Raw genomic sequence first — 21747 nt, forward strand, 5'->3', positions numbered from 1 at the left:
GGGAACAGAATATATGGAGCGTTTGCTGCATCATCTGCGGAATCTGGGTTTTACGGAAATGGAAGCCAAGGTTATGGTCGAGCTTTCGAGGCAAAATGCGGCTTCCGGCTATGAAGTGGCTAAGCGTCTGGGTGCATCACGCTCCAACGTGTACGCGGCTTTACAGCGTTTGGCCGGGCAGGGATACCTCAGAACCAGTGCGGGAGAGCCTGTACGTTACAGCATGCTGCCACCGGCTGAATTAACCCGGATGATCGAAGGACAAATGCAGGAGTCTCTACGTGCAGTGGAGAAAGAAATGCCACGAACAGAACCAACCAAGCCGACCTTTTATAATGCGGAAGGCGATCGGAAGGTACTGGAAAGTCTGACCCGTGAGTTGGAACGGGCAGAGCATGAGATTGTGTTGGACTTGTGGCGCGAGGAAGCCGAACTGCTGCGGACAGAGTTGGAGAAAGCCGAGAGTCGAGGTGTGCGTCTGCTCTGGTCCTGCGATAACGGAGAAAGCATGATGGGACCGTGGTTACCGCTTAGGTCTGGTACAGACGGACAGGAACCAGCAGGGCGTAAGTTTTCTTTTGTTATTGATCGGCGTTGGTGCATGCTGGGGATGCGGGGAGAGAATTGCCCGACACAGGCGCTTATTACCGAGCATCCGGTAATGACAGGCCTGCTGCTTAATCATTTTGCTCAGGATCTTATTCTGTATGAGCTGGAGCATGATATGGGCAGAGAACTGTCGACCCGGTATGGTTGGCGGTATGAAGGCATTATCGGCAAATATATGTCAGCTGGAGAATAGCTAAAGATTACCGGGTAGGAAGTTCCATCAGTGCCCGGCATATAGATGTAATATAGCCCGCTTTATGAGGCACGAATTGATCCGATGTGATCAGGCGGCGAGTTTTTTCTGGGTTCGGCCCTGACGTAATGCCTTGGGCTTCGATAAAGGGAATATAGCCTTCAAAAAGGGCCAGTGCTTGGTCAAGATCCGCTTCGTACAGTCCGGCTACTTCTTCTTGCTGGAGATGATAAGCTTCCAATGGCTGGTTCGATAGCAGTCCAAACACCGAGCTAACCTCCCGATCCCAAAAAGAGGTGCCCTGGGCGGTACCTTTGCTTTCATACCGAACGGTCATCAGCGGTGTTAATGAGGTAAAGGGAACATGAATGCCCAGTTCTTCCTCCAGCTCGCGAGCCGCCTGAGACATATCTTCGCCTGCCGTCAAATGACCGGCTGCTGTAATATCGTAGCATCCGGGGAAGGTATCCTTCGTATCCTGACGCTGTTGGAATAGCAAGCGACGGCCTGTAGAAGTGTCTCGTGCTAGCCAGCAGTGAAAGGTATGGTGCCAGTATCCCTTGGCATGTGCGTCTCGTCGGGAGGCTGTGCCAAGGGGGTTGTCTTCATCGTCGTAGATATCCAGAAGCTCGCTATTCATCGTGGTTCCTCCTATAGTAAGCAGAAATCAAAGGTCTACTTTACAGTATAACGTGTTTTCTGTCCTAACGATATGAAGGCGGGTGTGGAATGTGGAGTGGCATTTGGGGTATGCTGGGAACATAAGGATTTGAAACATCACATAGATTTATGATTGAAAGGAGCGATTTTACATGGAATGTATAGTACATTTTCGAGTCATGCATCCGGAGGAACCCAAGGAACTTCGCGGGTTGATTATGCTGGAAAGCGGGGGCAAGCCGGGGATTGATCAAATCACGGATATGTTCAAAAATATGGGCTATGATGTCCGCCCAGACAATCCGGAGGAATTGATTTTTAAACCAGTCGATGTCAGAGCCAATTATACATATATCCGGGTTATTGAGCTGGATACGGGTGAGGAAGTCTACCAGGAAGATAGGGATTTGCGCGCGATTTTGGAAACTTTGCTGAATAAACGTTAAACGTTAAAGACCAGGAGAACTAATCGATGAAATGAGATAAAGCGATCCTGTCGCCATTCATAGGAACGGAGAACAATGATGAGATTGTATATTATCCGACACGCAGACCCCGATTACCCCAACAACACCATAACGCCGGAGGGGCATTTGGAAGCCCAGGCACTAGCCAAGCGGCTTTCCAGTCACGGACTGGATCGAATTTATGCCTCTCCTTTGGGGAGGGCTTTGGATACGATGCGCTACACCGCCGACTCTCTGGGTATGACTCATGAAGTAGAACACTGGACGCAGGAGCTGGCTCTAAAGCTGGAGGAAACCCCATACGGCCGTCTTTCCCATTGGGATTTGCCTGGTGAAGTGATCCGTTCCGAGTTGCCCCTGCCGACTCATGACTCTTGGCAGGAGATTTCCTATTATCAGGGAACGCAAAGCCCTGAAACCTTCGAGCGGCTGAAGCTTCATTCCGATGAGTTCCTGAAACGGCAAGGCTTTGAGCGGGTGGAGGGCAGGTACCGGATTCTGAAGCACACTGAAGATCAGGTGGCGGTATTTTGTCATGGCGGCTTCGGGCTGACCTGGCTTGCTCATCTGTTGGAGTTGCCATTGGCCTTGGTCTGGTCCGGTTTTTGGATGCCGCCTAGCTCCGTAACCACGATCTTGTTTGATGAGCGCTCCCAAGAATGGGCAGTTCCCCGTTGCATCGGCTTCGGTGATGTTTCCCATCTGTACGCTGAGGGCTTGCCCGTTAGACCCCGTGGCATTATCACCAATTTCAACTAATTGAATTTTCCATACATGCCAAAACGGCTTAAGACGATAGAGCGTCTTAAGCCGTTTATTGTAGTCATATAAGTGGGTTGAGTCAGCGTGCTTCCACGTACCCTTCCAGCTTGGAAGTGCAATGTGCGCAACGGGTAGCGGCTACAGGAATTTCGGATAGGCAATGTGGACATTCCTTGATCGTTTTTTCCTGAGGAGGTTTTTCTTCCTCTTTGCGTTTCAGCATGTTAATCCCTTTGACCAGCATGAACACACAGAAGGCCACGATCAGAAAGTCCAGCAGGACGTTAATGAACTGACCATAGGCGAGGACCGCGATCCCTGCTTCTTTGGCCTGTGCCAAAGTCTTGCGTGTACCGTCACCATTTAAAGGATCAGCAGCTTGTAAAGCTACATACAAATCTGGAAAATTCATACCTCCCAGAAGCTTACCAATCGGAGGCATAATAATATCGTTTACCACAGAAGTGACAATTTTGCCAAACGCTCCACCGATGATAACACCGACCGCGAGGTCAATCACGTTACCCCGTACAGCGAATTCCTTAAATTCTTTTATAATACCTTTTCCGCTCATGTGAGTGCTCACCTTCTTTGCATAAAATCATTTATCTATAATACATGCTATGTCAATTGAGGGCAATTCCCAATTGATGTATTGCACTTTGTCACAAAATCACATGTTCATTTGTCTTCTATATGTAAACCAATAATGGAGGCGATGTATCGTGAGTTTAAGATTCAATCACAGAACAGTGAGTCCTAGTACGTTCAAGGCGATGATGGAGATGGAGAAATATATTTCCGGTCGTTTTACAGACAAAGTATTGTACGAACTACTGAAAATTAGAGTATCCCAAATCAATGGATGTTCCTATTGTCTGGATATGCATGCGAAGGATCTGCTCAAGCTGGGGGATTATGCTGACCACATTTTGCAGCTAGCCTTATGGCGGGAGGTTCCTTTGTTCACGGAAAAAGAACGTGTTATGCTTGAATTAGCCGAAGCGGTTACTCGTATCTCAGAACAAGGGGTACCTACAGATTTGTATAATCGGGTCAGAGAGCATTTTACCGAGGAAGAATACGTAGATTTGATAACCGCAGTTAACGTGATTAACAGTTGGAACCGGATTGCAATTGCAACGGGCATGTATCCGGGCATTCTTTAATGAACAGGGGGCTATGCTTTGTCTGGCAAAGAACATAGAATTGAACAAGAATCGGTGGATGTAAGTCTGGAAGAGCTGTATCAGAAATATCGCAAATATTCTTTTGCCATTGCTTATCGCATGCTTGGAACGGTTACAGATGCCGAGGATGTCGTTCAAGACTGCTTTGTCGAGCTGAAGGATAAGCCCCTGGATAATATACACAATCCCAAAGCCTATGTGGCCAAAATGACGATGAATCGGTGCCTGAATCTACTGAACTCTGCACGTAAGCAAAGAGAGACATATGTAGGACAGTGGCTGCCGGAGCCGTTGGGTGAAAGCGCAGATCTCCCTGCGGATTGGTTAGAGCGTAAAGATATGATATCTTACGCTTTTCTGGTTTTGCTGGAGCAGCTAAAGCCGATAGAGCGGGCTGTTTTTGTGCTGAGGGAAGCTTTTCAATATGATTACAAAGATATTGCGGAATTGCTGGGGAAGACGGAGAGCAACTGTCGTCAGTTGTTCAGTCGCTCCCGTCGTATTCTATCTTCCGGAGAATCTGCTTTTGAGGCTCAGTCCAGTCGCAATGTGAATAACTCATCCCGAATAAAACTACTAGAACGTTTTACAACAGCTTTTCTTGCCTACGATGTGACTGCTATGCTGGAACTACTGGCTGAACAACCTGTATTTGTGTCAGATGGCGGAGGTAATGTGCATACGGTGATGAGGCCGATGGTTGTACGCAAAGGTGTTCTTGCCCTGTTGACTTCTCGTCGGGTATTAACCGTTTTACGAGAAAGAGATGTGTGCCATACCGTCATCAATGGCGAGGTCCAGCTGGCATTTCTGGAAGACGGAAAAGTGAGAGAAACCTTATGTCTCATACTGACACCGGACGGGGAGCATATTCAGAATTTTTATTTAATGGTTAATCCAGATAAGCTGGGACACATCCATATAGACGAGGATTTTGCAAAAATCCCATAAGCGACTTCCAATGACTAAGATATAGATCGAAATGGTTTAGTTCGTCTATATCTTGCACTCCGGAGCGACTGGAATCGAATTTTTCAAAGTCCTGATAGGACAGAAGAAGCTAGTGTAAAAAAATGAACTGCCCAAACATAAAAAACCTTGATTCCTTGCTTAGGATCAAGGTTTTTTGCTGTTTTCATAACTGCCGGGCTTGATGAAGAGCCAGATCGCCTATCCAGGGAAGCTTGAGCCACTTTCCTTGTCCCGCACGAATTAACAAGATAATCCACAAGGCAAGGCCTGCCAGCGTTAGCAGGGAAGCGAAGAAAGGACCGAGTAGGGGGATGAATCCTACCAGCACATGTCCGATCATGAGGGCTACAAAAAGAAGTATGGATTGCAGTGCGTGAAATAATACGAATCGGCTTTTCTTTTCCAGCATGACAAAGGCCAGCGCGCCAATAAAGGCGAACAAATAGCACAGGACAGCTGCTATATTTTCATCCAATCCTGTGGAAGACTTATAGACTGACATGTCAGGCATATCCTCCTTTATAAAAGATTCAAGCTAAGTCTCCGTACTATACAAGCTATGAGGACAGGATTGAAGGATATGCCCGATCACGGTAAAAAAATTGGCTCTACACAAAGGATAAGCGGTCAAGCGAATGGATATACTCGAATTTGGCGATAACCTTTGGACTGCGCTTCTGTCGCATCGCCCACAAGCTTCGCAGATTCGATGTTCGACTGCAGCCAGACGAGCTTGCAGACTCATTGAACCACTTCCATCTTACGAATTGCCTGATAGTCTTTCCCGAGAATCCGTTTCGGTTCCCGCCAAACGTTTTAGAAACGTATTTCTCCAGTTTAAGGACAATTCTTCCACTTCGAGAATTTGCTTAATACCCTCGATATGATTCTTCTCTTGATGCATAATTCGATTGGCAAATGAAACCGTAATTGCTTTCGGATGGCGATGAAGGAGGGATAGTCCGTCGGCTTTAGAGGCAACTCCCTCTTCCAAAACGCGGAAGTAGAATCCCGTGTGGCCTGTTTGCTGTACCTTCAAGGGCATGTCCGGTACGCCGTACTTGATGGACAACTTGTAGCAAGGCTGTCTCGGTTGGCTAACTTGAACGATAGCTTTGCCAAGCTTAAAGACGTCTCCAATGCAAACGTCGGATTCTAGCAAACCCTTTATCGTTAAATTTTCCCCGAACGCGCCGTAATCGAGCGGTCTCCGCAATTCATTTTCCCAGAACGGATAGTGCTCGTAGGGATAGACGCATACAGCTTTCTCTTTACCCCCGTGATGAACTAGATCGCCCTGCCCATCCCCTTCGAAGTTTAGATAAGATAAATACAAATATTCATCTGTGGCCGACTTGAATATCCCCGTAGAAACGTCCTTCTGATTAAACTGGATCTGCTTGGGCATGCCGACATTAAGTGAAAGGATTTTAATAGATGCCATTCGGATCACCCCTACTCCAAATTTTGGTCAACGAGTTTTGCTAGATGCTTCTATATACCGCGTTCCTGCATATGTTCGCCCGCCTGAAGCGAGAATTTCTATGATGACTACGCCTTATTACATTTCGGTAATTCCTCTTTTGACTCTGTTCGTCCCCGTTTCCATTTTACACTCCTCTATGCGCTATTTGCGAATTTTCGATGAGTCTCCGTTAATGGGATAGAGTCCTTTTTGGGCAACTCATCGTTCCGGGAGCGATTTCTCGTTCGAACATACCCGATCTCGGTAAAAAAATGAATTAGAGAATGTGTATAAAAATACGAAAAAGGCTGAACGAAAAGAATTCGTTCAGCCTTTTAAACGGTTATGCACATGTTTTGCACATGTTGTATACACTTTATCCACCACATATTAATATTTATCCACAGAAATAACATTATTTATACACAAGTTGTGCACAATCTGTAGATAATATTACGATAATTCATACTTTGCACACAGTTTGTCCACAAACTATCAACATATTGGGTGTAATTGTGGATATACTTTCGTAATTATCGGTCACCAGTTTTTAAATGGCGGCGTGGATGTGTGATTTTACCCATTTTATTCTTGTCATCCTCTTTGGGGATAAGTCGTTCATCGGTACGTCCCTCGTGATGGTTATCAAAGGCATATTCGGTCATTTTCCACTCGGAAGTACCCAAAACTACATCAGCGGGAAAATGCTGGCCTCTGTGCAAATGCTGCTCATGTCCATCCTCATCAATATAAACACCGTCCACTTCTACCTTATCACCCGTTAGTGGGAGTAAATCCTTTCCTTTGCGTTCCATTGGTATCCCCTCCGTCTGGCTTATTCTCCGTTAATTTGTCCGGACGGAGGTTCTTTTATCCACAAGCTGATGCAAAATATCCTCGGCAATTTGGTCTGCGGGATGAGGTTTGCGAAGTAGCTTAATCGCCTGCGTCATCTCTCCAGCAAGAGAGGGGATGGAAATCAGGTCGAGACAATGCTGAATCAGCTCCTCCGTAGTGCGAGCAATCCGGGCAGCTCCTTTTTGCTGCAAATATAGAGCATTATTTAGCTCCTGACCGGGTACGGGCTTGAACACAAGAATAGGCAAACCGGATGCAATGCTTTCTGAGAGTGTAATGCCGCCCGGCTTCGTAATCACCAGATTGCTCGCACGCATAAGTGCTGGAACAAAGTCCACGAATCCATAGGTGTAAATGTCCGGGTAGTCTGCATACAGCGCATCCAATTCTGCCTTCAGTTGCTGGTTACGACCGCAGACGATGAGTAGCCGCAACTGAGGAAGCTGGCTTAATTGCTGACAGATATCCATTATGCCGGATAGCACACCATAGGCGCCAGCCATAATGAGTAGCGTAGTAGTCTCAGCCTGTAGGGGTGGGATTAGCTGTTCTTGAACAGGCGCTTCGTCGGCAGACATGTTATAAAAAGAAGCGTGGATCGGAATGCCCGTCGCGGCAATGCGTTCGATCGGTATTCCCCGCTGGGCAGCTTCCTGCTGCATATCCTCAGTGGCTACATAGTAGCGGTCAATATCGGGATGCAGCCAGCGCCCATGCAGATCGAAATCCGTAACCACGTTGACAATCGGCAAATGCATTCCCATTTTGCGACGTAACGCCGGAAGCGCGAGCTGCGGGAATGTATGTACTACGAGGTCGGGCAACTCCTTTTTCAGTGTGAGCGTAAGTTGACGCATTCCGAATGAATGCAACACATGGCCGAAGGCCGATGTAGCCTGCATACCGCGCGTGATGTTATAGACCCATCCGTAAAGCTGTGGAATGGTTTTGAAGCTTTGCATATATACAAATTTGGTCAGACTGTTCAACCAGGGATGAGATTCAGCCATTAGGTCAAGTAGTCGTACCTCGCAGTGTCCGAGTCTTCGCAAACTGTCCTTAATTGCCCGGGCGGCCTGTACATGGCCTTCCCCGTAACTGGCGTACAATATTAGAATTTTTGGTGGTGAGACTTCCATGATTGTTTAGCCCCCTATATTCAATAAGCACATTGAAGCTCATTTCAGGAACGTTCCAAGTTGAGGGAGGATACGGCTGGCAAAACGTAACGCTCCAGTAGTGTTCGCGGATTTTTCCAACGGCTCACCTTGCTGTCTGCTGTAAATACCGCGACTGCGTTCGCTTCTGGCACAAGATAAATTTGCTGTCCTCCATGTCCGTGTGCACACGCGTAGTTGATGCCGTGGAGTCGTCCTGTCCACCATTGGAATCCGTAATCCCCGAATTCTGGATAGCCTTCGACCTGTCGCTGTGTCGCCTGATGCAGCCAATCGGCCGGTATCAATTCTTTTTCGTTCCAGCTGCCTTGATGAAGGCAGCAGTCGCCGAATTTAGCCATGTCACGCGATGTCAGATATAGCCCGATATGTCCCATGGTGTAGCCCTCTGGATCTTGTGCCCAACCACTTCTCCCAAAACCTAAGGGTTCGAACAGATGCTGGAGAGCGTACGTATAGGCGTCAATCCCACAACAATGGGTCAGTAGCACGGACAACAAGTGCGAATCAACACTGCGATATTGGAATACACCGAGTTGATCCTCCTGTACAGGTAAGCGCAGGGCAAAGGACGGCCAGCTTTTGCTGCGATGAAAACGGTGGATAAAAGCTTCTCCGAGCTTTTTGCCTGTCTGCCAATACAAGCCGGATGTCATGGTCAACAGATGGCGAATCGTAATCTGCTCTAGCAGTGTTTCCTTCCGCCTAGGTAAATACTCAGGCAACAGCTTATGTACAGCCGTCTCTGGCCCGGGCATATCACCGCGAGCCATAGCTATGCCGATGAGCGTGGAAGTGAAGCTTTTGGTCGCGGATCGCAAATCGTTCAGAGAGCTTGCTTCATGACCGTTGTAATAGCGTTCCCAGATCAGTTTACCGTGGCGCAGCAGCAGGAAGCTGTGCATTTTAGGAAACTTGGCTTGAACTTCACGGTCTGCCTGATCAAGTAAGGAGGCATTGATGCCCTCCTCTTCACAAGTTCCTATGTTCAGGGCAGACATACGGGCAACAGGTGCAGTGAACAGCGGAGCATAGCGGCTCATCCTTTTCCCTCCTTGTTATGTTTATTTATTTTACCCCAAACACATACACTCCAAAAACCGATAAATAAGGTATACCCTCTGTGCAACAGCTGATGTAGTACCCCAAATGACATGATGCGTAAAAGATAGGTAAAATCAATGTAAATTTACTGGAAAGCTGAAAGCTGTATCTGAATATGTTATAATGGGGTAGTGATTCAGCCAAAAGAAAATCGGTTAATACAAGTGTCAGGTACATGCCTGCCTAAGGCGTTCCCGACCTAAGCTGCAATTAGACATACTACTTCACTGCATAAGGACATCAATACTTTTCGGCATTCTCTTCAACGGAGCACTTATTTTCAACGTTTTGGGAGGGAGTTACATGGCAACGAAAGGTCACAATGAAGTAAAGGAAAGTCTGCGGGAAATGACTCGAATTTTCCGGCCTAAGGATCCCAAAAAATTTGTAAAGGAATATGTGCGAAAATACCGGATTACAGGAGGGTATGAGGAAGAGTTGACCATGGTGGTGGAAAACGAACTCGGTCGCATAAATTCTTCAGTATCTTAAAGGGTTCGATTACCCGAAAAACTAGAAATACGACTTTTATAAACCGTCTATCCACAGAGGAGACGGTTTTTTTGTGTCTGCCCTGCATACAATGGGATAGGTTTAGTGTATTTGTATGCTCAAAGGAGGCGGATTCCAATAGAGATAGCGATACGAACACCGGAGGAAATCGGCTACATGAGGGAGGCCGGGCGTATTTTAGCAGATTGTCATCGTACGCTGGAAAGTCGTATTCTTCCGGGAATCACAACGCTTGAAATCGACGCTTGGGTGGAGCAGTTTTTAAACAAGCGCGGAGCCACGCCTGAACAAAAGGGCTATAAAGGTTTCCCTTATGCCACCTGCGCTTCGGTCAATGAGGTGGTGTGCCATGGTTTTCCCTCGGAGCGGGTGCTTCATGATGGGGATATTGTGACCATCGACATTGTGGTTAACAAGAACGGTTGGCTGGCTGACCGAGGATGGACCTATGCGGTAGGTAACATTAGCCGCCCGGTAGCGAGACTGTTGCGGCAGACCCATAAGGCACTGATGGGCGGTATAGAGGTTGCCCGCCCGGGGAGGACATTGGGGGATATCGGGCATGCTGTGGAAAAAGCGGCAGGCTGGCGGCGGTTCGGCAACGTCAAGCCTCTGATCGGGCATGGCATTGGCCGCCAAATGCATGAGCCGCCAGAGGTTCTGCACTACGGTCGTCCCAAAACGGGATTACCCCTGCGCGAAGGGATGGTGATTACCATCGAGCCGGTATTTACCCTAGGAACCGAGGGGGCCGTGCTCTGGGGGGACGATGGCTGGACCATCAGCACAGCAGACGGCAGTTGGGGAGCCCAATACGAGCACACGATTGCGATTACAAAGAACGGCCCTTATATTTTGACCTCGTAAAAGCGAGTTGTGCCATAGGGAGTCAATGTGCGGGTCCTTTGCATAAGGCTCTCTAGGTAAGTTTTTTTCAGGATGATGCATTCATCGGAAACAGCCATCACAATTCCCGCCACTTTGCCGTCCAGTCCTGGAAAAAAGCAGATACAGAGAATAAGCGCGAGAATTGCAAAGCTACAGAAAACAGCCTACCGATAAAGATAGGTTTGGTAGCATCACGATAATACGTATGGACGAGCTGAATGTCATCCATGCCGTTCGGTGCTTGTTAATAATAAGTCCCTGATATATGTTACGGACAGCTACCCATATGTATAGTAAAGTAAGAACCTGAAATACGTTCTTGGTAGGTTCGATCAATTCGGGGACACACCAAATACATATTGAAAGACCAGATTGCCTACGGGCGTCAACCCGATACTCCAGCCTATGATCAATACAGCTACAGCCACGAACGTACATAAAATGAAACAATTTTATTCAAGTCGAATCCTTCAGGAATGAATAGCAGTGAACATTTTTATTATAGATCAAGATTCGGATCGTCGGTATATGGAAAGTATAATATTGGAAACTAGGAGTGGAACTCACATGATCATCAGGGAAGCAACGATATCAGATGCCGAGGGCATCGCCAAGGTGCACGTAGATTGCTGGAGGACGACGTACAAAGAAATAATGCCTGCCCAGGTTCTGGAACAGCTTTCCTATGAGCAAAGAACAAAACTGTGGAATGCGAATCTATCCAGTGAAGACGGTCATCGGGTATATGTTGCTGAAAATGAGAAGGGGGAAATCATCGGATTTGTGAGTGGGGGTCCGGAAAAGTCAGGTGAATATCCCCCGTATGGGGGAGAAATAACGGCAATTTACGTTTTGAGTGAATACCATAGTTTAGGCTTGGGGAAGAGACTATTTTTACGTCTGCTTCAACATTTCAATAGTATGGATATTCACTCTGTGATCGTATGGGTGCTAGCAGATAATCCAGCATGTACCTTTTATGAAAGGTTGGGAGCCAAACTTATAGTAGAACAACATATTATAAGTTTGGGTGGCAAAAATCTGAACATGGTGGCTTACGGTTGGATACTATTCGGATAGAATACGCTTTTGTCCTTCCAAGGCACGAATGGGTGCGATATTTTGCGTAAATTCCAACGTTCCCAGATAGCGGCCCTCTGCATCATGGATGGCAAAATAACGAATGTAGACAAATTTATCCTTGATTGGAATCCAAAAATCTTCAACATCCTTGCGGCCTGCCTTAAAATCTTCCAGCAGCTTCTCAACGACATGCACGCTTTGGGGTGGGTGGCAATTCTGTACGGTACGACCAATGACGGCTTTCGTGCGCGCGAAGATTCGTTCCTTACCATGGGAAAAATAGCGAACAACATCATTTTCATCGATAAAGGTCAGGTCAACAGGTAGATGGTTCAACAGCAGTTCCAATTGTTGTACGGATACAATCCCTGTCTCGAATCGCACGAAGCCTTGCGGTGTTCCTGATGTGCCTTCCGTTTGCTCAAGGGCTTCTGCAGGCTCCTCTGCCCGTTCGGGTATCCATTCGCGTTCGGGGGCGGTCAGGCAGAATCCAATTTCCTCGCTTTCCCGGGCTATTTTCAGCCATTCATCCTCTGTCAGCTTACTGAGTGCCATCGGCAGCAAAATATTCTCTTCCTTGAATATCATTTCATTTACTTCACTCATGATATGGGCAAGCGCCTTCCCAATCTGTTCACGATCCCCGTTATATTCGGCGAGCAGACTCTTCGCTTCCTTAATCGCGGCACGAATGCCGTCGTCCACACCCCACATGACTTTGGTCGGGCCAAAAATTCCATAGCGTTCTAGATAAGGAAAGACCAAATTTTCTTTACGACTGTAGTGCTTGTCGAGGTCCATTAGCAGACTTAAATCCTCAAGCAGCTTGTAAATAACCTTGGGACTGTCCTCCTTTTGAAATTGCTCTGCATGCAATGCCAACTTAAAGTTGACCAGTCGTTCGATCTCCCGATTTTCCAGCTTGAATGTGTGGACAGGATGTCCCGGTTGTTCCTCCGGTCCTGAAGGACGGTGAATATCCTCAATGGAGCCCTTGAAGATCGAAGTATGCACGGAACAGAGCCGCTGAACTTCCGATACGGGAATTCCCTCCTCGGTCATCAGTGCGTGCTCCATAGCTGAAATTTCCGCCACACTTACTCCGCCAACAGCCTCTGCAAAACGCGCTTTCACCTCTTCGACGCTTTTCCCGGCATGTAATTCTTTTATAATTTCCTTCAGTGTTCGTTGACGTTCCGTTAATTCCTGTGCTGTATGTTCACGGTTGTTAATTAGCTCGCTCATGATCGTTAGCTCCTTTATTTTTGAATGGTAAAACCATATTGCAAAAACGTGCGTTCCACGGTTCCCATAGCTACTTTTTTCAATGCAATACCTTTGGACAATGTCATAAAACGACCTGCGGTTTGTAACATGCCAGGCTTGGCGATATCATGAAAACCCAGCTCTACCATAATGTCCTTCACTTCGGGATAACGGTTAACAAGGTTAAAAATCGGTTCATCCCAGTGCAGTATCTTATCCATTTGTTCATCCCCTTGATTGAGAACGTTTATCATTTACAGAGTATCATAGGTCCTGACGAGCTATTGTGATTGTACGCACAATTTACATTCAGGTATTGACAGTTGTAATTCATGGTTTATATACTGTGTATAAAGATATATACAGTAATAACACTGATTACTTTAATAATAACTTCGTATGAAGAGAGAACGAGGTCGTCATTACAGGCAGTGCAGAAGGGATCAGGATAAGAAAATGACAATCATCAAGCAGGCATGGAAGATTACCCGGCAGGATTTTCGCAACAATCCATATGTTATGCTGTGGACATTGCTGTTTATTGCGTATTTGGGATTTACCATGAGTTTTGCTGTAAGTGTGCATTGGGATGAACGTGGAAACTTGAGTCCGGTAGCCGATTTTATCATGCTGGTGTTGATTCCGTTTCTCGGATACATTTATAACCGCCGTGCATTTAAATATCTTCAGGAAGATTCCTATACGCATATGCTAGCCTTTTTCCGCACCTTGCCTATACCGATGAATGCGGTGATTATGAGTCGAATTCAACAGGCGCTTTTGGCGTTTGTTGTGAATAGTGTGATATTTTTCACTCTCTTGTTTACGTTGTCAGCTACGTTTCGGGTATATGCCAGTACAGGTTTCTTTGTATCGTTTGCACTTACCTGGATAGGCTACGGAATGCTGATTCAAGCCATTTATATTCATTTGGAATTTCTTAAAAAAGGTAAATCCTACTTTTGGCTATCCATTGTCATCATGCTAATTTGTGGGATAGTTACGATTATAGTTCGAGTATGTGGGGCCAATCTGGTATCGATAACGGCATTTTACAGCAAGGAATGGCAGCTGTTGTCTCCGGTGATGTGGGGAGCGCTGCTGGCAGGAGCTCTGGGTATGTGGATGTCCTACAGGGTGACACAGCGTAAGCTTATGAAACGGGATTTAACTTAGCGGTATGTGTACAAAGATAGATAAAAAGGGGGGAGAAGCAGGTGAATATACCAGTGCAAATTGATGAGAATAGCGCGGAACCGCTGTATGCGCAGATTGAAAAGCAACTTCGCTCACTCATCGTAACCGGACAGATTGCAGCGGGAACGCTGCTTCCCTCCATTCGGGAGTTCGCAGGGACGCTCCGCTGCAGCGTCATCACCGTCCGGCGGGTCTATCAGGATTTGGAGAACGAAGGTTTGCTTCGTACCCGGCAGGGAACGGGCACCTTCGTAGCTCTGGTCGAAGACGATAAGCGCTCAGGTTACCGCCTTAAAGCAGTGACCGAGGCGTTGGAAACGGCGATTGACACAGGCATCGCTGTACAGATGACAGAACAGGAATTGTTGGAGCTTTTCGCAGAAATGGTGAAGAGAAGGTATGAAGTCCAAGTGAAGGAGTGACGCCCGTGAAAAACGATGTAAACCATCATGTGGAAGTTCCTATGGGGATACAGATAAAAACACCCATTATTGAGATGAGCCAAGTCTATAAAACTCGAGGTAACCGGGAAATTGGACCGATTAATCTAACCATTGAACCGGGATATGTAGTCGCTTTGGCTGGACATAACGGATCGGGCAAAAGTACATTGATTCATCTGCTGACTCAGCTTATCCACCCGGATTCCGGTGAAATACGTTGGTTCGGTCAAGCGTATCCGGACGGCATGCCGGCAGATACACGACAATGGGTTGGGTATATGTCAGAGCAGCCGACCCGTGAGGAAGATCGACTCACAGCAGAAGCAGCAGCGGCGTTTCGAGCCTTGTGGTATCCCGGCTGGGATGAAACACGTTTTCAGCGTCTGATGGAACGATTTCAGGTTCCTCAGCATACGAAATTATCGCGCATGTCCAAGGGAGAGCGCCGTAAGTTTGAACTGGCTGCAGCCTTGGCGCCTCACCCTCGTTTGTTGCTGCTGGATGAGCCTTCGTCGGGTTTAGACCCTTTTGCCTGGAAAATCATGCTGGAGGAACTGCGGGATTGTATGGAGAACGGCAAAACGACGGTCATTATTGCCACTCATATCATAGACGAGATTAAGCGTTTGGCGGATTATATTGTCCTGATGCATGATGGCAGGCTGCTCGGCAAGCTGGAAAAAGACCATTTGCTCGAAAATAGCAAAGAAATGTGGTTTGAAGGCACACCGGAGGAGGCATCGGAACTTCCGGGTGTTGTAGAGATGGAGAGCGAAGGCGGATTGCAGCGAATTGTAACGTTGGCAGCCGGAGAGACCAGCGCCATCTTGGAACAAGCGGGCATCCGCCCCATCCGTGTGCGGCGTTTGGAACTGGATGATATTTTAGTACATTGGTCTGCGGGACAACTATCAGAAGATGCGGAGACATACACGCAGAAAAAAGGAGCGGAGTAATCATGAACATGCTGGAATTGAAAGAGGTCGTGAAGCAATATGGGAACCACACGGCGGTGAACGGAATTTCGCTGAATGTGAACGGTGGGGAGATTTACGGACTACTGGGAGGCAATGGAGCAGGCAAAACGACAACGATGCGCATGGTGCTCGGTCTGATTTACCCTGATGGAGGTAACATTCAATATGAGGGCAAGCCCTACAGCAAGGAGCTTCAGCGGACGATGGGCTATTTGCCCGAGGAGCGAGGGTTGTACCCCAAGGTGAAGGTGAGCGAGCAAATTAACTATTTGGGCAGGTTGCGCGGAATGTCGGCTAAGGAGGCGGACAAAAGTCTACGCTACTGGCTGGAGCGCTTTGGAGTGCCCGAATATTACGACAAGCGGATTGAGGAGCTATCCAAGGGAAATCAGCAGAAAATGGGCTTTATTGCCGCCGTTGTGCATCGCCCGACGCTGCTCATTTTGGATGAGGCCTTTAGTGGGCTTGATCCGGTAAACGTTGAATTGCTTAAGGATACGGTAAAAGAGCTGCGGGACGATGGGGCTGCGATTTTATTCTCGACCCACCGCATGGAGCATGTGGAGGAACTGTGCCGCCATATTACGATTTTGCATCGCTCAAATACAGTTGTGCAGGGAAGTGTGCAGGAGATTAAGGGCCGTTACCCGCGTGAAAAAGTTCGTCTCATCACTACAGGTGAAGTGAACGGACTGGAACAGCTGCCCGGCGTGCGCCGTGTAGAGCCTATGGATCGCGGCTGGATGCTGCATATTGAGCAGCCGAATGCGGCGAAGTTGGTATTACAAACGGCGTTGGAGCAAACGGATGTAGAGCATTTTGAGATCAAGGAACCTACGCTGAACGAGATTTTCATAAGAGAGGTGGGTGATTCCCATGAATAGACTGGGTACGGTAATCGGTTTTACGTTTCGTCAGAAGGCGAGAACCAAATCTTTTATCATTACAACGCTGGTACTGGCCTTGCTCATTACGCTTGGTATGAATCTGCCATATTTGATTTCTTTGTTTAAAGCAGATGGGACAGGAGGTTCGGGCACGACGGCAGCCGAGCATCATCGCTTGGGACTGATTGCCGGGAGCCGGATAGAAGTGGCGAATCAACTGGAGAAATTCACCAAGGAGCAATCCAACCCGGCAGCCATCTGGAAGCGTTATGACAACGTACAAACACCAGCCATGCAGCAAGCCTTGAAAAATGGGGAGCTGCAAGGTTACGTACAGTTCACGGAGCCTACCGACAAGGGAGACACGTTTCCTAAAGTGGAATATGTCTCTGTAGAAAAAGAGCCATCTCCTGCTGTAATTACATTGTTGCAGACGGGACTTCAGGAAGCTAAAGTCAAGGCCATTATGGGCAGCAATGCATTGACCAGCGATCAAATTCGCGAAATTAGCACACCTGTAATGGTGGATAGCAGGGAAGTAGACGGTCCGTCTGAGGCAGGGGGAGCCGTGGGGACAGAGAAAAAAGAGACCTCTATGATTAACTATGGTTTGGTCTACGTACTGATGATTTTATTCTTCACCTCCTCCATGATGACGGGGAATATGATTGCTGCAGAGGTGACATCGGAAAAAAGCTCACGTATCATGGAGATTCTCATCACAAGCGTCTCACCGTTGACCCAGATGTTCGGAAAAATTATCGGCATTTTCCTGGTCGGCCTGCTGCAAATTGCTGTCTTTGCAGCCGTTGTATGTGCCAACCTTATGCTGCCGCATAATAATGTCATTCTTAGCTCAGCGGGGCTGGATCTGTCGCAACTGAATATCGCGGTGTTGGGTTATGGTCTGGTATTCTACATCCTCGGCTACTTTCTCTACGCAGTACTGTTCGCCGCGGTGGGCTCCATTGTTAGCCGTACCGAGGAGTTGGGACAGGCGATCATGCCGATTACCGTGCTGTCACTAGCAGCCTTTTATATCGGTATCTTCAATATCGCCGCATCTGATACGATTTTCGTAAAGGTTGCCGGGTACATCCCATTTTTCTCGCCAACCGTCATGCTGTTGCGGATTGGTCTGGAACGGGCGAGCCTGCTGGAAATCTGGCTGTCACTTGGTATTCTGGTCGCCTCCATTTTGCTGTTCGGTTGGCTGGCCGCCAAGATCTACCGTACGGGTGTCTTAATGTATGGTAAACGTCCTTCGTTCAAAGAGTTAAGAAAAGCTATGAAGGCTTACAAGATTTAAATTTTTAGCAATACATGTGAGTGTGTGGTGTCATAATTAATGAGAATGTATTCATAATTAATGAGAAAAAAATTTCATAATTGATGAGAAATGAATATTTATACACTAGTATACATCGGTGGAGTTATTGTATGGTGTCCGAATATAAGAAGATGGCGAAGAAATAAACTATTTGAGGGGAATGATTTAAAATGACAAAAGAAAAGGATTAGTACTGTAAAAATAAAGTAATAGACTGGAGTCGTTGACTTAACAACGTTTTCGAATTGAAGAACCGTCAACTTTTGAGAAATAAGTTTTAGACTAATCCATTAAATGAAACAGCGGCAGAACAAGACCTGATAAATAAGGTCTTAGACTGCCGCTGTTGTTGTTAAACTAACGTTTCCCGTTAGTCTAACATTACATATTTAACTATTTATAAAGTTTTTTAAATCATTTTCTATAAAGTGATTTGGTTTCCATCCTTTTATTAGCTTATCTACTAAAAATGTATCTACCGCACTCAATGAAATTCCTAATAAAGTGCCAGCTCCTGAGCCACCTACTGTATTAAGTAAACCTGCACCTGTAAACAGCCCAACCTGATTGTTTTAGATGGTAATTTCTCAGCCCAAGTATTTGCATTATTAGCATTAAAGTATTCCTGTATTAAATTAGCTTCTGGGGGTAAATCACCAATAAACTCCTTGAATTTTCTACTATTTTCATATATAGATATATACTCTGAAAAAGTCTTTTCCCCGGAATTCAAAACTCCTCTAACATTTCCAGTTTTCAGTACAAAATTATTAAATGTTTCTATACTATTACTTCCACTAACGATTTTGTTATAAAGGGAATCAAATCTGTTCGCAATTAAGATAGAAGATGATGGGCTTAATTGGAAATCCGATGAGTGCTTTGACCATACTTCAAAGCTAGAAAAAGTCGAAAAATAACTTCCTAGAAATGAGAGAGGGTCAATTATCTCTTTACTAATATTATGTTCTAATTCATATCTTTTTAAAAGAGCATCATCTTCTATGATGTGTAATTTTAACTTAATATCTTTTGGAAGTTTCTTTAAAAGTAAAGGATTGGTCTTTATAAGGGAATTTTCTAAGTAATTTATGATTTGTTCTTCAGATTCCATTTCTTCTGCATACTTTTTTGTTGTTTCAAAATAAATATCATCTCTACTCATTAATCTGTAAAGTTTTCTTGCCAAAGGTAAGTCTGTAAAATGCCCATTAGGACTATTCAACCCACCTTTTTCCCACAAGTAATCTAAGTATGGGTCTACATCATCTTCATCCATTGAGGTAAACATTATTTCTGTTTTATCATCGTGGTGGAAAGTTCTAGTAACTGGTACAACCCAGAAATAAACTAATTCAATATTTTCTTTGTGTTCTTCTAAAAATGGAATAAATTCAGCAGGATGGACTTGTGAAAACAAACGATTTAACAGATTCTCATTGACGATTATTTTTACCTTATCATAAAAAATTGCTTTCTCTGCTATTGTCCCTAAATCGCAATCACTAGAAACACATATACTTTCAAACATTACAGCAACCTCCATATAATCCACATGGTATAATCTACCATTACTAATCTGCTGCATTAATTCAAGTACATTTATTCACAATCCATATAGTAATTTTAACATAAAGACTCAATAATAAATCACTCCCCCCTTATGAGGGATCAATATTTTTTACAATGCTACAAACATACTAGTTATTGAAATCTCATGGTTAACCTATCTGTCCGTTAGCTTAATGAAGCATCGTCAGTCTCTCTATTTTCTCAGTCTACAACTTTATTTGCTGAGTCTAACACTTTATTTTTTAGTCTAGAACGTTATTTTCTCCTGACAATTAAAATGCGCTGATGTTATTGAGTATTGTGGTACTACTGATTCTTTGGGATGGCTAATGAGTACAACAGGTTCAATACTAAAAGAAGCCAGGAGAATGATGGGCTCGGAGTCTTAAGTAGGATAAGAAAGTAAATAATATGTAATTTCTCCGAATAGGTAGGTTCAATTGCGAACCTACCTTTTTTCATTGAATACAGTTATAGCTATTTCTATAAATAAAAAAATTATTTGTATTATGCGACATAAGGACAATTTATTTTTAAATATATCTTTTAAGAAAATCTAATATAAACGTATTATTTATATCAGATTCATTTAAGTATAAACTGCTACTTATAAGCCTAACTTTACGCAAATGCAATAATTAGAAAGGAGATAGGGCTGAATTGTGAAGAGGTTTTTCGTCTTTTTAAAAATGAGATCTACGCTAAATGCTTCTCTTAACTCATTTTAATTTAGTTACCAAAATACCTTCTACAGTTCGGGCGCTTACTCATCTGAAAAATTCATTACACATCAAAACTTAATTAACGCGAAAAACATAACTTATTTGGAGGAATATCATTGAAAATCAAAGTGCTGATTCAATTTCTTATTTATTTATGTCTATATTGTAATGATAGAAGTACACTATGGTTATTAACTATAAGGAGCAAAAAAATAAAACATAAGAATGTGAGAAAGATTAATTTTTTAGTTTTGCTATCTCTCTCATTCATACTACCTTGGTATCTGAAAATCTTATTCATCTTACCTTGCTTAAAAATAACAGTGTATATGCTCTGAATAAAAATGGTTCCCTGTATCTTTGTTACATACAACTTGATTAGGAAGACTTCGTGGAGCCTCTATGAACGATGCATGTCTCAAGATGAATGGTCTCATTCCGTCGATCCGGCTGCTCCAATCGAGCCAACAAGGACTCAACGACGCGTGTACCGAGTCCGTACGGATAAGTATGTACGGTCGTGAGCGGAGGATCGATAATCTTGGCATTAGCAATATCGTCAAAACCTGTTACCTCGATTTGTCCAGGAACATCGATGTGCAGCTCCTTTAGCGCACGAATAACCGAAATTCCAATATCATCGTTGGCACAAACAAATGCTGTCGGAAGCTTTGGAAGCTGCTTCAACTGTTCAAGCATCCACTCAACAGATAGATAAGGATTGTTGTCCTCAAGCTTGATGCTGAACGTCTCTCCAGATGAAGCGCGATGCATCCGGAGGGCTTGATCGTAACCAAGCCAACGCTCATAGAAGCTTCGACAGTGATTGTGGTCTCCGATAAATCCAATCTCCGAATGGCCGCGTCCAATGAGAGAACGAGTAAGATTGTATGTCGTGCGGTGATTCTCCATCAAGAGGATGTCGAATTTGTGTGGAGAGTTCAACGACTCTGGCAAAAAATCGATAAATACCGTTGGAATGCCCGTGTTTAGAATAGTTTCAATATAGGCTTCTTGGAAGATCTCAATACAAACAATTCCGTTCACATTTGATTGGTTAATATTGGAGGGCAGTGTGCATGAATGGATATCCTCAGGATTGACAAGAGATAAGATCAGATTAAAGCCTTCAGCGCGCAGGGAGGTTTCCATTCCTTTAATCGTTTCAGAGTAGAAGCTGATGGCGTTAATGTCCCCTCGTGTAAGAAGAGCAATATTGCCTCCATTCATAAAACTGTAGTTTTTGTATTTCATCTCCGCTGCTTTTTGGATTACTCTCTTTTTTGTGCCCTCTGGAATTTGCGGATGGTTGTTGAGGGCTTTGGATATGGTATTTCGAGACAGCCCCATTGCATCCGCGATGTCTTGAACCGTTACTTTCTCAGCCATAATAAGCTCCTTTTTATCCTGC

The 21747-nt window shown here is 45.2% G+C and carries 24 protein-coding genes; 13 read left to right on the plus strand and 11 right to left on the minus strand.

Going from position 1 to position 21747, the window contains the following annotated elements:
• The first annotated feature begins 13 nt into the window (after window positions 1–13).
• Complete coding sequence (locus MHH57_RS02750; RefSeq protein WP_029515951.1) at window positions 14–802, plus strand: TrmB family transcriptional regulator; 789 nt, start codon at window positions 14–16, stop codon at window positions 800–802.
• 7 nt (window positions 803–809) lie between these two features.
• On the opposite strand, the gene MHH57_RS02755 is transcribed toward MHH57_RS02750, so the two are convergent.
• On the minus strand, window positions 810–1442 hold the full coding sequence (locus MHH57_RS02755; protein ID WP_029515950.1) for an NUDIX domain-containing protein: 633 nt from the start codon (window positions 1440–1442) through the stop codon (window positions 810–812).
• Between the two features lie 172 nt (window positions 1443–1614).
• On the opposite strand from MHH57_RS02755, the gene MHH57_RS02760 reads away from it, so the two are divergent.
• Window positions 1615–1908: a hypothetical protein gene (locus MHH57_RS02760; protein ID WP_029515949.1), complete on the plus strand. Its 294-nt coding sequence runs from the start codon at window positions 1615–1617 to the stop codon at window positions 1906–1908.
• 78 nt (window positions 1909–1986) lie between these two features.
• Window positions 1987–2688, plus strand: coding sequence for a histidine phosphatase family protein (locus tag MHH57_RS02765; RefSeq protein WP_029515948.1), 702 nt, complete (start codon window positions 1987–1989; stop codon window positions 2686–2688).
• 82 nt (window positions 2689–2770) lie between these two features.
• On the opposite strand, the gene mscL is transcribed toward MHH57_RS02765, so the two are convergent.
• Window positions 2771–3265 (minus strand): large conductance mechanosensitive channel protein MscL, encoded by a 495-nt coding sequence (gene mscL, locus MHH57_RS02770; protein WP_029515947.1) that lies wholly within the window; start codon window positions 3263–3265, stop codon window positions 2771–2773.
• Window positions 3266–3416: 151 nt separating this feature from the next.
• Between mscL and MHH57_RS02775 the strand changes: the two genes are divergently transcribed.
• Together MHH57_RS02775 and MHH57_RS02780 are read left to right on the plus strand one after the other, a co-directional pair.
• Window positions 3417–3860 (plus strand): carboxymuconolactone decarboxylase family protein, encoded by a 444-nt coding sequence (locus MHH57_RS02775; RefSeq protein ID WP_039270408.1) that lies wholly within the window; start codon window positions 3417–3419, stop codon window positions 3858–3860.
• Window positions 3861–3878: 18 nt separating this feature from the next.
• The gene (locus MHH57_RS02780) at window positions 3879–4832 is read left to right on the plus strand and encodes a sigma-70 family RNA polymerase sigma factor (RefSeq protein WP_318627617.1); all 954 of its coding nucleotides are present in this window, start codon (window positions 3879–3881) and stop codon (window positions 4830–4832) included.
• A gap of 184 nt (window positions 4833–5016) precedes the next feature.
• Here the strand turns inward: MHH57_RS02780 and MHH57_RS02785 are convergent, their stop codons facing one another.
• The 5 genes from MHH57_RS02785 to MHH57_RS02805 form a co-directional block, all read right to left on the minus strand.
• Window positions 5017–5355 (minus strand): hypothetical protein, encoded by a 339-nt coding sequence (locus MHH57_RS02785; RefSeq protein ID WP_029515944.1) that lies wholly within the window; start codon window positions 5353–5355, stop codon window positions 5017–5019.
• Between the two features lie 258 nt (window positions 5356–5613).
• Entirely contained in the window at window positions 5614–6297 is a 684-nt protein-coding gene (locus tag MHH57_RS02790) for an MOSC domain-containing protein (RefSeq protein ID WP_039270413.1), read from the minus strand.
• A 554-nt stretch (window positions 6298–6851) separates the two neighbouring features.
• Entirely contained in the window at window positions 6852–7133 is a 282-nt protein-coding gene (locus MHH57_RS02795; protein WP_029515942.1) for a hypothetical protein, read from the minus strand.
• A gap of 30 nt (window positions 7134–7163) precedes the next feature.
• Window positions 7164–8315, minus strand: coding sequence for a glycosyltransferase (locus tag MHH57_RS02800; RefSeq protein WP_342425604.1), 1152 nt, complete (start codon window positions 8313–8315; stop codon window positions 7164–7166).
• Window positions 8316–8359: 44 nt separating this feature from the next.
• Window positions 8360–9397, minus strand: coding sequence for a serine hydrolase (locus tag MHH57_RS02805; RefSeq protein ID WP_342425605.1), 1038 nt, complete (start codon window positions 9395–9397; stop codon window positions 8360–8362).
• A gap of 364 nt (window positions 9398–9761) precedes the next feature.
• Here MHH57_RS02805 and MHH57_RS02810 point away from each other — a divergent pair, with 364 nt between their 5' ends.
• The 3 genes from MHH57_RS02810 to MHH57_RS02820 all read left to right on the plus strand — a co-directional run bounded on the left by MHH57_RS02810 (window position 9762) and on the right by MHH57_RS02820 (window position 11939).
• Entirely contained in the window at window positions 9762–9950 is a 189-nt protein-coding gene (locus tag MHH57_RS02810) for a hypothetical protein (RefSeq protein ID WP_007428354.1), read from the plus strand.
• A 105-nt stretch (window positions 9951–10055) separates the two neighbouring features.
• Window positions 10056–10838 carry a type I methionyl aminopeptidase gene (map, locus tag MHH57_RS02815; RefSeq protein ID WP_238794841.1) on the plus strand — a complete coding sequence of 261 codons (783 nt, stop codon included), beginning with the start codon at window positions 10056–10058 and terminating at the stop codon, window positions 10836–10838.
• A 588-nt stretch (window positions 10839–11426) separates the two neighbouring features.
• A complete protein-coding gene (locus tag MHH57_RS02820; protein ID WP_165148151.1) occupies window positions 11427–11939 on the plus strand; it encodes a GNAT family N-acetyltransferase in 513 nt (170 codons plus the stop codon).
• Here the strand turns inward: MHH57_RS02820 and MHH57_RS02825 are convergent.
• Both MHH57_RS02825 and MHH57_RS02830 read right to left on the minus strand, forming a co-directional pair.
• Window positions 11928–13187 carry a DUF438 domain-containing protein gene (locus MHH57_RS02825; protein ID WP_342434805.1) on the minus strand — a complete coding sequence of 420 codons (1260 nt, stop codon included), beginning with the start codon at window positions 13185–13187 and terminating at the stop codon, window positions 11928–11930. The two genes, MHH57_RS02820 and MHH57_RS02825, sit on opposite strands and share 12 nt — an antisense overlap.
• Window positions 13188–13201: 14 nt before the next feature.
• Window positions 13202–13429 carry a DUF1858 domain-containing protein gene (locus MHH57_RS02830; RefSeq protein WP_342434806.1) on the minus strand — a complete coding sequence of 76 codons (228 nt, stop codon included), beginning with the start codon at window positions 13427–13429 and terminating at the stop codon, window positions 13202–13204.
• A 235-nt stretch (window positions 13430–13664) separates the two neighbouring features.
• Between MHH57_RS02830 and MHH57_RS02835 the strand changes: the two genes are divergently transcribed.
• From MHH57_RS02835 to MHH57_RS02855, 5 genes are read left to right on the plus strand one after another with little or no spacing between them, the layout of a single operon-like run.
• On the plus strand, window positions 13665–14384 hold the full coding sequence (locus MHH57_RS02835; RefSeq protein ID WP_029515935.1) for a hypothetical protein: 720 nt from the start codon (window positions 13665–13667) through the stop codon (window positions 14382–14384).
• 41 nt (window positions 14385–14425) lie between these two features.
• Window positions 14426–14827: a GntR family transcriptional regulator gene (locus tag MHH57_RS02840; protein ID WP_039270421.1), complete on the plus strand. Its 402-nt coding sequence runs from the start codon at window positions 14426–14428 to the stop codon at window positions 14825–14827.
• Window positions 14828–14868: 41 nt separating this feature from the next.
• Window positions 14869–15804: an ABC transporter ATP-binding protein gene (locus MHH57_RS02845; protein WP_185156356.1), complete on the plus strand. Its 936-nt coding sequence runs from the start codon at window positions 14869–14871 to the stop codon at window positions 15802–15804.
• Between the two features lie 2 nt (window positions 15805–15806).
• The gene (locus MHH57_RS02850; protein WP_029515932.1) at window positions 15807–16709 is read left to right on the plus strand and encodes an ATP-binding cassette domain-containing protein; all 903 of its coding nucleotides are present in this window, start codon (window positions 15807–15809) and stop codon (window positions 16707–16709) included.
• Window positions 16702–18021 carry an ABC transporter permease gene (locus tag MHH57_RS02855; RefSeq protein WP_342434807.1) on the plus strand — a complete coding sequence of 440 codons (1320 nt, stop codon included), beginning with the start codon at window positions 16702–16704 and terminating at the stop codon, window positions 18019–18021. The genes MHH57_RS02850 and MHH57_RS02855 overlap by 8 nt, the downstream gene beginning before the upstream one ends.
• A gap of 544 nt (window positions 18022–18565) precedes the next feature.
• Here MHH57_RS02855 and MHH57_RS02860 read toward each other — a convergent pair.
• Together MHH57_RS02860 and MHH57_RS02865 are read right to left on the minus strand one after the other, a co-directional pair.
• A complete protein-coding gene (locus MHH57_RS02860) occupies window positions 18566–19573 on the minus strand; it encodes a hypothetical protein (protein ID WP_341071608.1) in 1008 nt (335 codons plus the stop codon).
• A gap of 1141 nt (window positions 19574–20714) precedes the next feature.
• On the minus strand, window positions 20715–21725 hold the full coding sequence (locus MHH57_RS02865) for a LacI family DNA-binding transcriptional regulator (protein WP_029515929.1): 1011 nt from the start codon (window positions 21723–21725) through the stop codon (window positions 20715–20717).
• Window positions 21726–21747: the final 22 nt, after the last annotated feature.

This window comes from Paenibacillus sp. FSL H7-0442, from assembly GCF_038593105.1.
Taxonomy (GTDB): Bacteria; Bacillota; Bacilli; order Paenibacillales; family Paenibacillaceae; genus Paenibacillus; species Paenibacillus polymyxa_D.